The sequence below is a fragment of the Candidatus Phaeomarinobacter ectocarpi genome, assembly GCF_000689395.1.
Lineage (GTDB): Bacteria > Pseudomonadota > Alphaproteobacteria > CGMCC-115125 > CGMCC-115125 > Pyruvatibacter > Pyruvatibacter ectocarpi.
Genome location: NZ_HG966617.1, coordinates 2773106 through 2786329, shown reverse-complemented (window position 1 = coordinate 2786329; position 13224 = coordinate 2773106). Strand labels below are relative to the sequence as shown.

The window sequence follows — 13224 nt, the reverse complement described above, 5'->3', positions numbered from 1 at the left end:
CGAAGGTCTGGCGCAGCCGTGGATAATAATCTTCAGGACCTGTGGGTCTTTGGTTACGGCTCACTCATGTGGCGGCCGGGCTTTGAGTATCTGGAACGCCATCAGGCACGGATCGCCGGGTATCACCGGGCCTTTTGTGTTTACAGCCACCATCATCGCGGCACGCCGGAGAAGCCGGGGCTTGTGCTGGGTCTGACCCGTGGTGGCGCGTGCCGGGGCATGCTGTACCGCGTTGCTGCGGGCAATGCGGATGAAACCATTGCCTATCTGCGTGAGCGCGAACAGGTGACGGCGGTCTATCGTGAAGTGCGGGTCAATGCCGTGAAACTGGACGACAAGTCCCGGCGCACAAATGTGCTGACCTATGTGGCGGAGCCCGGACATGAGCAATATGCCGGACGGCTTGATGCGCCCACCCAGGCGGAGTTGATTGCCTATGGCGAAGGAAAGTCGGGCCGCAACCCGGAGTATCTCGCCAGCATGGTGGAACATCTGCGCGAGATGGGCATTCGCGACAGTGGACTTGAGGCGCTGCTTCGCGATGTTGAGAGGCTCTTGGGGTAAGGCAGGTGCCTGGCATCTGGATCCCCCGGTCAAGCCATGGGATGGCGTGTGGTTTTGGTTGAGTGTGGACATGGAGAGGTGGCACTCGCTACAGATCGCCATTGTCCGGTTTAACCGGACAATCCACTTGGAGGAGACAATCGAAGGTTAGTCGGTTGCGATCTTCGACTTGGCTTCTGCAACGAGGCGGGTGGTGGCAGGTTCAATAGCTGTTTCAAGCTGTACCATGAAGTCGCGACGTTTGAGGCCGGGCTCAATGGCTGGAAGGATGTCTACCACGATGGTGCCAGGCTGGCGCTTGAGGGCGCGACGGGCCCAGAACATGCCGGAGTTCAGCGCCACGGGAATGCAGGGTACATCCAGCTGGGTGTAAAGAGCTGCGACACCGGGTTTGTAATCCGGCAGGGAGCCGGGCGCGCTGCGGGTGCCCTCAGGAAAAATCATGATTGGTCGGTTGTTGGCGATCGCCCGTTTGCCTTGGCGCACCAGCTTGCGGATGGCACTGGGGCCGGACCCGCGATCAATGGAGATCATTGCGGCCTTCATGGCGTACCAGCCATAAAGCGGCACATAAGTGAGTTCCTTCTTGAGGACGATGGCCGGGTCTTTTGCACCGACGGCCCAGAAGATGGTGTCCCACATGCTTTGGTGTTTGGACGCGATGAGGCAGGGACCGGCGGGCAGATTTTCCGCGCCGCGAATTTCGTAGGTGATGCCGGTGATGGTGGCAGCCCCCCACAATTGCAGTTTTGACCACAGCCTGATGGCGGACGCCGTGTAGCGTCTGGGCAGGACCAGCAGCGGCAGGCAGCCAAGCGTCATGACGGCGCTGGTGGTGTAGAGAAATACCTGGAAGAGGAGCGAGCGGAGCGCGATCACGGGATGTGGGTTCTCGTTTTCAGTGCGCAGGTCGCGGATGCAGCTCTCAGTGATCTAGCCAAACCGGGTGCGCAGCAGGGTAATGACATATTTCGCGTACTCCGAGACGAGAAGACGCGCAACCCTGACATTGCCAAAGAGTTGGTCCGACTCCGAGCTGTTGCTCGCCACAACAACCGGGACCAGCGTGACATCGGGCATCTCAGTGCGCAGCAAAAGCAGGCTGCGGGGCATGTGATAGTTGCTGGTCACAACCGCAATCGAGGCATAGTTTTTCTCGCCGACCCAGCGCTTGGTCTCGTCCGCATTGCCCATGGTGGTGCGGGCGCGGAAGCCAAGGTCTACGCAGCAGTCGAAGCGCGTGTTGGGTCCACCGAACTGGGCGGCCAAGTCCTCACGGGTGATGTCGGTGTTGACGCCGGAAATGAGCAGCCGTGACCCGGTGCCGCTTTCAAGAAGCTGCATGGCTGTCTGGATGCGGTCACGCCCTCCGGTCAGGACCACGATGGCGTCTACATCGAGTGGGGGCGCTGTGGCTGACTGTTCTGCCGGTTCGGGGATTTCCACGACGAACTGGAGAAAGCCGCCGACAGCGACGAGAAAAAGCGTTGCCACGAGCACGACAAGCAGCCGTACGGGCCGGAAGCGCCTGCGCTCTTCCCCGTTTGACTGTCCGAAAATGGGAATCGGGTCGTTCAATGTATTTTCCGGCTACGCGTTGAAACTCATAAAACTGGCAGAAAGGCTGTGTTTGGTAGTCAGGCATTGTCCCAATGCCGTCAAGTTTTTACGTGCCGCCAGTTAGACCCCTGATTAACAGCGAATATCGTGCCATTCATGTCATCCAGCGTGTTCTGCGGCCTGCTCTCGCCATGATCGCAACTCTGCGAACGACTGAAAACACGTGGTTGTTTTTCAGGGCAAATAAAGGCTGAAAAATATGGCTAAAGCGTGGGCGCCATGGCGCGGACCACGGTCATGCGCGCCGCGATTGCGGTCAGCGCCGTTGCTGCAACCGGGACGGCCAGCAGGATCAGATAATGGGTCCAGGGCATCTGCAGTTGCGGCAGCAGGGACACGATGCCCGCGCCGTCACTGGCGGAAAGGCCAAACAGCAGAAAGGTAATTGTTGCAGCACCCCAGCCGGCAAGACCGGCCTTGAGACCGGTTGTGAGGAAGCGTTTTTGTACTTCACCGGCAATGAACGTGTCGCGCGCCCCGATAAGATGCAGCACTTCGACGGTGTCGCGGTTTGCTGCAAGAGCAGAGCGGGTGGCGAACACCACGATGGCGGCGGTGGTGATGGCCACAAGGGCGAGGATGCCCATGCCGACCAGTTCAATCACCGTTGCCGCGCCCGCCAGTTCGTCGCGCCAGCGTGCATGTGTGTCGAGGGTGGCGTTGGGCGCGGCGGCCTTGAGGCGTGCCCGCAATGTGTCGAGATTGATCGTGGCCCCCGGCGCCATGTCCGCGTGAATGAGCAGAGGAATGGGCAGACCGGACAACGCATCAGAATCGCCAAGCCATGGCTCGATCAGGGCAGCGGATGCTGATTCCGGCAAGGCTTCGACGGATGCGATTTTTGGTTCGGCCTCAAGCAGGGCGATGACGGCCTGCGCTTCGGCCTCCACATCCACACCCGCGCGCGGCACCACCTGAATGGTGAGGGCGCGGTCGAGGTCCTGTGTCCATGCGCGGCTTGCGTCAGACGTCAGGAGCGCGCCGCCAAGAGCAAGGCAGGCGAGGTAGCACATGCCGGCAATGACCACGCCCAGAGCCGCGCCGCCGCGTCCACGGGGCATCAGATCGCTGGCAGGCTCCAGACCTTCCATGTCCGGACTGTCAGGACCTGTGAGGCCAAAGCGCTGTCCAAACCGCTGGGTGACGGCGAAGGCCATGCTGCGGGCGGTCATCTTGTTTCTTGCAGCGCCGGTCATTGGGTCAGTTCACCCTTTGCCAGATGCAGGACAGGTGCGCCGGAGCGCTCCACCAAAGCGTGGTCATGGGTGGCAATGAGAACGGTGGTGCCGAAGCGATTGAGTTCTTCAAACAGGCGCAGCAGGCGCATGCCCATTTCAGGGTCCACATTGCCGGTTGGTTCATCCGCCAGAAGAACATCCGGGCGGGCAACGACGGCGCGGGCGATGGCAGCGCGCTGCTTTTCGCCGCCTGACAGGGTTGCCGGTGTTGCGTGCATGCGCTCGCCAAGGCCGACCCATTGCAGCAGTTCGATCACGTCGTCCTTGTAATCGGCCATGTCGTGGCCAGCGATGCGCAAGGGAAGGGCCACATTGTCGAAGGTCGTGAGGTGATCGAGCAGGCGGAATTCCTGAAAGACCACACCGATGCGCCGGCGCAGGGCGGGCAGTTGCTGGCGACTTGTGGTTGCGAGGTCATTGCCAAACATGGTGATGAGGCCGCGGGACGGGCGCAGCGCCAGAAACATCAGTTTGAGGAGGGATGTCTTGCCGGCACCAGACGGCCCGGTGAGAAAATGAAATCCACCGGGTTCCAGATGAAAGCTGATATCGCGCAGGACTTCAGGACCCAATCCGTAGCGAAGGCCGACATTTTCGAAGCGGATCACCGAAACGCACGCCCTGGTTGGAGGGATCAAGAAAGGCCGCGCGGGTCTGCTCGCGGGGCATAAAGGGGTTATTTGGCACCAAAACACGCAGATTTGCAGCGAATCGCAGCATGGTTAGCCAAGTTTTAACGGACTTTGGCGCATTGATAAGGCAAGCACCATAGGACCTGCTATGGAAGGGGCTGCGTTGTCTGTTGAGGACCTGCCTGCTTGCCTAGTTCGACTTGCCTAGTTCATTGGGGACATGCAAAACACGCAACATCGAAATCCGGCACGCATGCTTTGGCTGTCGCGCTGGCTAAGAGACTGAGAGATTGCCCGCCCGCACATGATTATCACCTGCCCGGAATGTGAAACGCGCTACACGGTCAAGGCTGCCGCCTTCAAGGCGCCGGGCCGTAAAGTGCGTTGTGCGAGCTGCAACAATGAGTGGTTCCAGGCACCTCCGGAAGATGCACCCAAGCCGGTAGAGCTTGAGGAACCTGTTGAAGCGACACCTACTCCTGAGCCGGAACCGGCCCGAGAGCCCGCTGCTCCGGCGCCAGCGACACCAGCAACCGCCGCCCCGGCACCTGCCGCTGAAGAGGCCGCAGACGATACACCTGAAGAGGCACCAGCTGCCGCCAGGCCGGTGATCAAGCGGCCTGCCGCAATCGAAGAGACGACGCTTCCAGAAGAAGAATTTTCTGCACCCACCGATGACCTGACGGACGATGCTGCGGCCTCGCAGCCTGCGAAGTTCAAACCGACCGCCGCGCCCAAACGATCGCGTGGCGAGCTTGTGGGCTGGGCGGCACTGGTTTTGTTTGTGGTGGCGTTTTTCGGGTCAGCCTGGGCATTCCGTGGTGACATCGCGCGCTACTGGCCATCGACAGCTTCGCTCTACGAAATGATTGGAACCCCGGTCGCCGAACAGGGCATGGAGTTCCGGCAGGTTGTGTATGAGCAGGCTGTTGAAAATGGTCTGAAGGTTCTCTCCATCCGTGGTGAGATCGTGAATGTGTCTGAAGAGCGGGGGTCCGTGCCGCGTGTGCGCGTGGCGCTGCGAGATGCAGAAGGCCAGGAGCTCTATCACTACTTCTTTGCCATTCCAGAGGCCGAGCTTGATGCCGGTGCCACGGCTGAGTTTGTAACTCGCTTGTCCAGCCCACCGGCTGCGGCGCGTGATCTTGTCCTGCGATTTGTTGAACCTGGTGAATATACAGGCAACGAAACGCCGGTTCCGTCCGACGAAACCTAACGCCCTTTAAAAGCGTTTCAACAACCGGTTGAGATAGTCCAGCTCGATGGGTGGACGCTCGCGGTCGCCTGCGCGACGTTGCAATTCTTCGAGAATGCGGCGGGCGCGCTGGACCTCGCTTTCATCGGGAACATCCACACCGTCGCCCTGCTGCGGCCCGGTAGTGCGTTGGGGCCGGCCCAGCGGGTCGCGGCCTTCGCCGCCCTGGCCACGATCCTGCCCTTGCTGTTCGCCGGACATGGCCAACTCGTTGAGCAGGCTTTCTGCCAAGGCCTGTGCGCCGTCGCGCAGATTTTCAATGGCTTCGCCCTGTTTGCGGGCGGCGCGTTCAAGGTCACCGCTTTCAAGGGCTTCCTGGGCTTCCCGCATCGAGCGGTCAGCGCGGCCAAGAGCGGATGGGCTATCGACGCCCGTGCCGTTCAGGCCTTCGCGTAGCTGGCTGAGGCTGTTGCGCACATCCTCCTGGCGCTGCTGGAGCGTGCCACCGGAGCCTGTACCTTCATTGCGGCCCTGCTGCCTGCCACCCTGCTCGCCGCCTTGCTGCGCGCCGTCTTCGCCAAGGGGCATGCCCTGCTGGCCTTCCTGACCGGCATTGCCTTCCTGCACGGTTTCGTCCTGCAGGGCGCGCTGCTGGTCAATGATCTCACCCATCTGACCAATGGCATCATTCATGGCGGATTGCGGCGGCGTCATGCTCATCTGGCCCGGGGCGCCGGTTGCCAGATTTTCCATCATCTGGCGCAGCTCCGACAGAAGCTGGCGGGCGGCTTCGCGGGAGCCGGACTGGGCGAGGTCCTGCAGGGCATCCAGCATGCTTTCAAGATCCCCGAGCTCCAGGGCCTGCATGTTGGGGTCCATGGGCGCCATGTCGCCGTTCTGGGCGGCCTGCATCTGCTGCTGGGCCAGCGCCTGAAGGAACTGGTCCATGGCGTTGCGCAGCTCTTCCATCAGCCGTTCGATTTCAGAATCAGGTGCGCCATTGGCCAGAGCATCCATCAGGGCGTCCTGGGCATCGCGCAGGGCGGACTCTGCCAAAGACAGGTCGCCGTCTTCAAAGTGCAGGGCGATGTCCCAGAGCAGGTCATAGATGCCGTCGAGATCGCCGGGATTGCTCGCCCCGCGCAGGCGCCAGTGGGCGGCGCGCAGGGGCAGATAGTCGTTGGCGGTCTCGTAGTATCTGTCGGCGTGAAGGGTCAGTGCGTTCAGGGCCACGGCCACCTGCGGGGCTTCATCCGGTGTGCGGGCCAGGCGCTGGCGCTGTTCAATGACCGCTCGGGCAACGGGATCCGTGAAGCGGCGCTGGGGCAGTCGCATGATGCGTGTCTGGCTGGTGCCTTCCTGCTCTGCCTCGTCGAAGGCTGCAAGGGTGATCGCCACCTGAAGACCTGCCCAGGGATGGCTGGTGAGGTCTTTGTAGGCGAACTCTCCTTCCGCATCGACAACACGTGCGGATGGCAAAGGCAGTTTGAGGACGGGCGGTTCGACGGCCGCAAGGGCACCAATATCCGTCTGCGCGGTGCCGTCACCGGCGGATGCATCTTGCGTTGTGCTGACGTCTTCAGGCTGGGGCAGGGTGATGCGCATCTCTGCGCGCGTAATGCCGTAATCGTCCAGCAGGTCATAGCCGATGGCGAGGGAAAGTTGCGCGGTGACAGAAAGCGCATCGCCCTCGGTGAACAGGATTTGCGGGTCGTTGTCAGGCTTCAGCGTAATCCCGAACTCATCCAGGGTGCGACCGTTGGCGATGATCTGGAGAGGACCACTTTGATCAAGCAACAGCGCAATCTCATGGGCGCCGGATACATCCGGCTCAAAATCTGTGCCTGTGTCGGCCAGGCGGGCTTCCGCCGAGGAAGCGCCATAGACCCGTGCGGTGAGGACGCTTCCCTCGGGCACCGTGACAGTGTTGGGCGTCTCGCCCCCGGTTTGCTGGACGGTGTTGAGGAACAGGGGCGGCACCGCCGTGTAGGCAGGAGGGGTGATCCATGCGTCAAAGGCAATGGTGCTTGAGGCACCGCCCAGGGCGCCGCCGGGCAACAGATTTTCAGCAAGGCGGGCGGGGGCGTCACGTCCTGCATATACCAGCGCGCTTACGAGCAGCAGCAAGGTGGCAGCCCGCAAGGCGTATTGATCCAGCTGAGGGGCTTTTGATGTTGGCGTCACGGCCTGTGCGCTTTGCGCGGCAGTTTCCATCTGCGCGAGGTGCTGCTCCCACAAAGCAGCACCGTCTGCACGATTGCCGATGAAGTCAGCGCGGGCGTCTTCGAGCGAGGAAAGCGGACGGTGCTTGAGGCCTGACCGTGTCTCGATGCGCCGCAGGGCGTCTGCCTTACCGGGCCATGAAACATTTTTAAGATTGGCGTAGAGAAACCATCCACTGCCTGCGATGACACCGAGGAAGGCAAGCCACTGGACAATGCCGGGCAGGAGGCTCCAGCCATCTACCAGCGACACGGAGGCGTAGAGGCCCGCAAGGCAGGCGGGGCCGAGCAGGGCCGGCCACAGGGCCTCCCAGACCAGGCTGGCGCGGGTGATGGCGACCTTGGGTCCCAGACCCTTTGGCAGGGCGTCTTCAGAGCTGCTGGACCAGCCCGTCTTGATGCCTGATTTGTCTGCCTTGTCGGCCAAAATGCGCGCTCCTTGGGCCCTTTTGGGCGGTCGCAGGTATTTGCCACCTGACCGGCGCAGATATTGGACCTTATGTGTCCAGCCAGTCCGGCATGCGGTTGTCAGCCAGCAAAGCGTCATAAGTTTGGCGCTCGCGAACCACGGACCACTGATCCCCGTTGACCATAACCTCGGCCACCAGGGGGCGCGCGTTGTAGGTGGAAGCCTGAACCGCGCCATATGCTCCTGCAGAGAGGATAGCGAGACGGTCGCCTTGAGCAAGCGCTGTGAGTTCACGATCCTTTGCGAAGGTATCGCCACTTTCGCAGACCGGGCCGACGATATCGGCCTTGAGACGTGGGGCATCGGCCCCTGCTTCCTTGAGGGGAAGCATGTCGTGCCAGGCGTCATAGAGCGTCGGGCGGATCAGGTCGTTCATGCCGGCATCGAGAATCAGGAAATCCTTCGCTTCGCCGTTCTTCACGTAGGTCACTTCCGTCACCAGCACGCCGGCATTGCCGGCAATGATGCGGCCGGGTTCAAACAGCAGGCGCACGTCAAGGTCGGCAAACGCATCACAGGCGATGCGGCCATATTCGTCCGGGTGGGGCGGGGGCTCGTTGCCCTGCATGTAGGGAATCCCAAGACCGCCGCCGAGGTCGACGTTGCGCACGTCATGGCCCTGATCTTTCAACTCACGCACAAGCTCTGCCACCTTGGCGAAAGCTGCGCGGAAGGGATCAAGGGATGTGATCTGGCTGCCGATGTGCACATCAACACCGACAATCTCAATGCCAGGCAGGTCTGCAGCGCGTGCATAAACAGCGTGGGCGCGCTCCCAGGCAATGCCGAACTTGTTTTCGGCTTTGCCTGTGGTGATTTTCACATGGGTGTTGGCATCCACGTCCGGGTTCACGCGCAGGGAGATTGGGGCGCGCATGTTCTTGGCGAGCGCGACCTCATTGAGCGCTTCAAGCTCAGGTTCGCTTTCCACGTTGAACATGAGGATGCCAGCGTCGAGCGCGTAGGCCATCTCGTCGCGCTTCTTGCCGACGCCGGAGAAAACGATTCTGTTTGCCGGAATGCCTGCCGCACGCGCAATGCGGATTTCGCCCTGTGACACGACATCGGCGCCTGCACCCATGCGCGCCAGCGTCGAGACGACGGCAAGGTTCGAGTTTGATTTAACCGAGAAGCACACAAGCGCCTGATTGCCGCCGGTGCCCTGCTTGAAGGCCTCGGAGAACACGCGGTAGTGGCGCTCCAGTGTTGCTGTGGAATAGCAGTAAAAAGGCGTGCCCACTTCATCCGCGATGGCGGACAGGGCAACGTCTTCAGCGTGGAGTGCGCCGTTCTTGTAGGCGAAATGATGCATCTGCTTGCTTAGTTTTCTTCGGTTTCTTCGACGGGTGCAGGCTGCGGGAAGCGGTCGCCTTCCGGCTCTTCAATCAGGACTCCGCTTCCTTCCGGCGGCACGAGGCTGCCGCGCACACCGCATGCGCTGACGAAAGCGGCAAGCGCGACGACGCATGTCAGTTTGACCGTCTTGCTGAATGTGGCGCTCATGAAAGCTGCTCCCGCCAGAATGCGACCTGCGCCCGTACATTGTCGGGCGATGTTCCGCCAAAGCTTGTGCGGCTTTTGACCGAGTTGTCGAGGCCCAGCACATCAAAAACTTCAGAGGTGATTTTTGGCTCGGCTTCACGCATCTCGTCCAGCGTCAGACCATCAAGGTCGCAGCCTTTTGCTTCGGCAGCCGCCACGAGGCGCCCGGTCACGTGATGGGCATCGCGGAAGGGCATGTCGAGGGCACGCACGAGCCAGTCCGCTAGGTCTGTTGCGGTTGAAAACCCCTTGCCGGCGCTGTCGCGCATGGCGGGCTTGTTGACCGTGAGATCGGCCATCATGCCGGTCATCGCTGCAATGGCGAGGTCGAGAGCGTCCATGCCGTCAAAGGCGGGCTCTTTGTCTTCCTGCATGTCCTTTGAATAGGTCATGGGCAGACCCTTGAGCATGACCAGCAGGCTTGTCAGCGCACCGATGATACGACCGGGCTTGGCGCGCACGAGTTCCGCGGCGTCCGGGTTGCGCTTCTGCGGCATGATGGATGAGCCGGTTGAGAACTTGTCCGGCAGGCGCACGAAGTTGAACTGCGCTGATGTCCAGATGACGATTTCTTCTGCGAGCCGCGACAGGTGAATGGAGCAGATGCTGGCCGCTGACAGGGTTTCGAGCACGAAGTCGCGATCCGCAACAGCGTCGAGCGAGTTGCGGGTGGGGTCGTCGAAGCCCAGCGCCTTAGCCGTCTGTTCCCGGTTGATGGGGAAGGACGTGCCGGCGAGAGCTGCTGAGCCCAGCGGGCTTTGGCCTGCGCGGGCATGGGCATCCATGAACCGGCTGCGGTCGCGCGCCAGCATCTCCACATAGGCCAGGCAGTGATGGCCAAAGGTGACCGGTTGCGCTGTCTGCAGATGCGTAAAGCCGGGCATGACCGTGTCGGCGTTGGCGTCTGCCTGATTGACCAAGGCGATCTGAAGCTGCTTGAGGCCTTCATCGAAAGCCACCAGCCGTTCGCGCACATGCAGCTTGAAGTCGGTCGCCACCTGGTCGTTGCGCGAGCGGGCCGTATGCAGACGACCTGCTGCCGGGCCGACAATCTCGGTCAGCCGGGCTTCGATGTTCATGTGGATGTCTTCAAGGTCGCGGCGGAACGGGAAGGTGCCGTTCACGATCTCTTGTTCGACCTGATCCAGTCCTTTAAGGATTTCTGCCACGTCGGCGCTTGAGATAATGCCGCAATCGGACAACATTTGTGCATGCGCGCGGCTGCCGGCGAGGTCCTGCATCGCCAGCCGCTGGTCGAAGTCGATGGAGACGTTGATGGCCTCCATGATGGCGTCAGGTCCGTCAGCGAACCGGCCGCCCCACATTTTGTTGCCCATTGTCTTGTTCTTCACTTCAAGGAAACCCGCTTCGATGGCCCGCGAGAAACGCCCGCAGAAAGTCTCACCCAAGCTTCGGTTTCAGTTGGCCGCCTTCATCCTGGCAGCGGGACTTGCGGCGGTTCTATACGGCAACCCATTCGGTGGCAAATCAGGCGAGCCAGAGGCGCCAGCGGCAAGCGTTGCTACATTGAAGCCCTATGCGGTAGGGGCGGTTCAGAACTTTGTGGCCGCGCGCGAACCATTGCCGCTTGAGGCCATCGAGTTTGTGGATGGGGATGGCAATCCGCTGACGCTGGCAGATTTCAAAGGCCGTGTTGTGCTGCTCAATCTATGGGCCACATGGTGCGCGCCGTGCCGCGAGGAGATGCCTGCCCTGGACGCGCTTCAGGCAGAAGTCGGCAGCGATGATTTTCTGGTGCTGGCGTTGAGTCTTGATCGGGGGGGCATTGAGAAGCCGAGGGATTTTCTTGAGGAAATCGAGATCAAGCATCTGGCGCTCTATCACGACAAGACCGGCCGCATGGGCACGCGACTAGGTGCGTTTGGCCTGCCCACGACGTTGCTGATCGGGCGTGACGGGAAAAGCCTTGGGCGCCTTGTGGGGCCTGCCCATTGGGATGATCCTGATGCCGTTGCTCTTGTCCGGGCTGCTGTAGGCGTTGATAAGGCAGAAGAGGCAGCTGCATCGGCTGCCGACGGCTAGACCCTTACCGGTCTTCGTCGCTGGTGTAGTTTGTAAACAGCGCGCCCAGGAACTGCTCGATGCTGTCTCCGCCATTGGTCAGGGGCATGACGACGCCATGAAACACCAAATGAGACGTCTGGTCGCGTGATCCACCGGCCTTGATGAAGACCGGGTGTTGGGTTCTCGCCACCTCTGCCATGACCGCCTGCCAGCGGGCCCGCGTCTTGGTGTCAGGGCCGCCAAACTCCTGCAGCAGTTTTCCGGTTCGCTCTTCACCGGTTATCTGGGTCAGCGCTGACCCGAACAGGCGCATGCGAAAATCGTCAGACCCTTCGACGCGTTCTGCGACAAGAAGGTTGGGGGCGATGTCGGGCACATCAGCGAAATTCATGTCGGCACGATCCGGGATCAGCCGGTTCGCACACTTACTTTGCCAGTACTTCCAGAGCTTAATCGCACCTGGATGCTCGGGTTCCGAAAGAAAAGTAATGTCGATTTCGCCGTTAGGCGCTGATGAATCGTTACTCACGAACACACACTGAATATGAATGGTTGTTAATACGGAACCATGTAACGACAAATTGTCAGAGGTTAACAGCGCTGGTGAAAACCCATCCGCATTATGGTTAACGCGAGTCACTAACTCTTTGATTTCATTGAAACCAGAGGTTGATTTGATGTTCAATTAATAGTTGCAAAGGTTACCGGCAATCGCTGCTGCGGACATTAGCGAGTCGGGACCGGCGCCTCACCGCGATAATCATAAAAGCCGCGGTTAGCCTTGCGGCCAAGCCAGCCTGCTTCAACATATTTCACCAGCAGGGGACACGGGCGATATTTGGAATCCGCCAGGCCCTCATACAGCACCTGCATGATGGACAGGCAGGTATCTAGGCCGATGAAGTCTGCCAGTTCCAGCGGTCCCATCGGGTGGTTGGCACCCAGCTTCATGGCTGTGTCGATGGCCTCCACGCTACCGACGCCTTCATAGAGCGTGTAGATCGCTTCGTTGATCATTGGCAGCAGGATGCGGTTGACGATGAAGGCCGGGAAGTCTTCTGCAACGGTTGCCTTCTTGCCGATGTGATCGACGAAACCTTTGCATTCCTTGAACGTGTCTTCGTCCGTTGCGATGCCTCGAACGAGTTCCACCAATTCCATGCGCGGGACAGGATTCATGAAGTGAATGCCCATGAAGCGTTCCGGGCGGTCCGTTGAAGCTGCAAGGCGCGTGATGGAAATGGACGAGGTATTGGTTGCGAGGATGGCGTGCTCGGACAGGACCGGGCAGATATCGGCAAAGATCTTGCGCTTCACCTGTTCTTCTTCGGTGGCGCTTTCAATGGCGAGGTCGCAGGCGGACAGGGCTTCGAGGCCACCGGACGCGCGGATGCGGGACATGGCGGCATCGCGGGCGGCGTCGTCAATGGTGCCCTTGGCGACCTGGCGGGCAAGGTTGCCGTTGATGGTGGCAAGGCCGCGCTCAATGGCGCCTTCGTCCACATCGTGGAGAATGACATCAAGACCTGACAGGGCGCACACATGGGCAATGCCATTGCCCATCTGGCCTGCGCCAATCACACCAACGGTTCCGATTTTCATAAGGTTTGTCCTGCTTCTGGTCCGCTGATAAGGGCCCGCTATCAGCGTCACGCATGTACTGGCTGCCGGCAGCAGACCGGCCTTCAAAAAAAGCTGCCCGGAACCTTGTGGGCAC

At 60.7% G+C, this 13224-nt stretch carries 13 protein-coding genes; 3 read left to right on the top strand and 10 right to left on the bottom strand.

Translation table 11 applies throughout. The features are described 5' to 3' along the window. Window positions 1-18: 18 nt before the first annotated feature. Entirely contained in the window at window positions 19-564 is a 546-nt protein-coding gene (locus BN1012_RS13305) for a gamma-glutamylcyclotransferase (RefSeq protein WP_275450955.1), read from the top strand. A gap of 147 nt (window positions 565-711) precedes the next feature. Here BN1012_RS13305 and BN1012_RS13300 read toward each other — a convergent pair whose 3' ends face one another. The 4 genes from BN1012_RS13300 to ftsE form a co-directional block, all read right to left on the bottom strand. Continuing rightward, window positions 712-1443: a lysophospholipid acyltransferase family protein gene (locus BN1012_RS13300; protein WP_043949968.1), complete on the bottom strand. Its 732-nt coding sequence runs from the start codon at window positions 1441-1443 to the stop codon at window positions 712-714. 54 nt (window positions 1444-1497) lie between these two features. Beyond that, the gene (locus BN1012_RS13295; RefSeq protein WP_052535322.1) at window positions 1498-2142 is read right to left on the bottom strand and encodes a YdcF family protein; all 645 of its coding nucleotides are present in this window, start codon (window positions 2140-2142) and stop codon (window positions 1498-1500) included. 245 nt (window positions 2143-2387) lie between these two features. After that, complete coding sequence (locus BN1012_RS13290; RefSeq protein WP_145973472.1) at window positions 2388-3356, bottom strand: cell division protein FtsX; 969 nt, start codon at window positions 3354-3356, stop codon at window positions 2388-2390. A 20-nt stretch (window positions 3357-3376) separates the two neighbouring features. Then, window positions 3377-4030, bottom strand: a complete 654-nt coding sequence (ftsE, locus tag BN1012_RS13285) for a cell division ATP-binding protein FtsE (RefSeq protein ID WP_043949967.1) — start codon at window positions 4028-4030, stop codon at window positions 3377-3379. Between the two features lie 328 nt (window positions 4031-4358). Between ftsE and BN1012_RS17060 the strand changes: the two genes are divergently transcribed. Next, window positions 4359-5270: a DUF3426 domain-containing protein gene (locus BN1012_RS17060; RefSeq protein WP_052535317.1), complete on the top strand. Its 912-nt coding sequence runs from the start codon at window positions 4359-4361 to the stop codon at window positions 5268-5270. A gap of 6 nt (window positions 5271-5276) precedes the next feature. Here the strand turns inward: BN1012_RS17060 and BN1012_RS13275 are convergent, their stop codons facing one another. The 4 genes from BN1012_RS13275 to argH form a co-directional block, all read right to left on the bottom strand. Beyond that, entirely contained in the window at window positions 5277-7898 is a 2622-nt protein-coding gene (locus BN1012_RS13275; RefSeq protein WP_043949966.1) for a TIGR02302 family protein, read from the bottom strand. 70 nt (window positions 7899-7968) lie between these two features. Next, window positions 7969-9252, bottom strand: coding sequence for a diaminopimelate decarboxylase (gene lysA, locus BN1012_RS13270; protein WP_043949965.1), 1284 nt, complete (start codon window positions 9250-9252; stop codon window positions 7969-7971). A gap of 8 nt (window positions 9253-9260) precedes the next feature. Continuing rightward, complete coding sequence (locus BN1012_RS13265) at window positions 9261-9443, bottom strand: lipoprotein (protein WP_043949964.1); 183 nt, start codon at window positions 9441-9443, stop codon at window positions 9261-9263. Then, window positions 9440-10819 carry an argininosuccinate lyase gene (gene argH, locus BN1012_RS13260; protein WP_043951095.1) on the bottom strand — a complete coding sequence of 460 codons (1380 nt, stop codon included), beginning with the start codon at window positions 10817-10819 and terminating at the stop codon, window positions 9440-9442. The genes BN1012_RS13265 and argH overlap by 4 nt, the downstream gene beginning before the upstream one ends. A gap of 34 nt (window positions 10820-10853) precedes the next feature. On the opposite strand from argH, the gene BN1012_RS13255 reads away from it, so the two are divergent. Further along, window positions 10854-11525: a TlpA family protein disulfide reductase gene (locus BN1012_RS13255; protein WP_043949963.1), complete on the top strand. Its 672-nt coding sequence runs from the start codon at window positions 10854-10856 to the stop codon at window positions 11523-11525. A gap of 4 nt (window positions 11526-11529) precedes the next feature. On the opposite strand, the gene BN1012_RS17420 is transcribed toward BN1012_RS13255, so the two are convergent. Both BN1012_RS17420 and BN1012_RS13245 read right to left on the bottom strand, forming a co-directional pair. Beyond that, window positions 11530-12036, bottom strand: a complete 507-nt coding sequence (locus tag BN1012_RS17420; protein ID WP_171815975.1) for a PAS domain-containing protein — start codon at window positions 12034-12036, stop codon at window positions 11530-11532. Between the two features lie 197 nt (window positions 12037-12233). Then, complete coding sequence (locus BN1012_RS13245; RefSeq protein ID WP_043949961.1) at window positions 12234-13109, bottom strand: 3-hydroxybutyryl-CoA dehydrogenase; 876 nt, start codon at window positions 13107-13109, stop codon at window positions 12234-12236. Window positions 13110-13224 lie beyond the last annotated feature (115 nt).

Excerpts from the sequence above, each read along its gene's own strand:
- BN1012_RS13290 (WP_145973472.1), bottom strand. The coding sequence starts at position 3,356 with ATGACCGCCCGCAGCATGGCCTTCGCCGTCACCCAGCGGTTTGGACAG.
- BN1012_RS17060 (WP_052535317.1), top strand. The coding sequence starts at position 4,359 with ATGATTATCACCTGCCCGGAATGTGAAACGCGCTACACGGTCAAGGCT.
- lysA (WP_043949965.1), bottom strand. The coding sequence starts at position 9,252 with ATGCATCATTTCGCCTACAAGAACGGCGCACTCCACGCTGAAGACGTT.
- BN1012_RS13265 (WP_043949964.1), bottom strand. The coding sequence starts at position 9,443 with ATGAGCGCCACATTCAGCAAGACGGTCAAACTGACATGCGTCGTCGCG.
- argH (WP_043951095.1), bottom strand. The coding sequence starts at position 10,819 with ATGGGCAACAAAATGTGGGGCGGCCGGTTCGCTGACGGACCTGACGCC.
- BN1012_RS13255 (WP_043949963.1), top strand. The coding sequence starts at position 10,854 with ATGGCCCGCGAGAAACGCCCGCAGAAAGTCTCACCCAAGCTTCGGTTT.
- BN1012_RS13245 (WP_043949961.1), bottom strand. The coding sequence starts at position 13,109 with ATGAAAATCGGAACCGTTGGTGTGATTGGCGCAGGCCAGATGGGCAAT.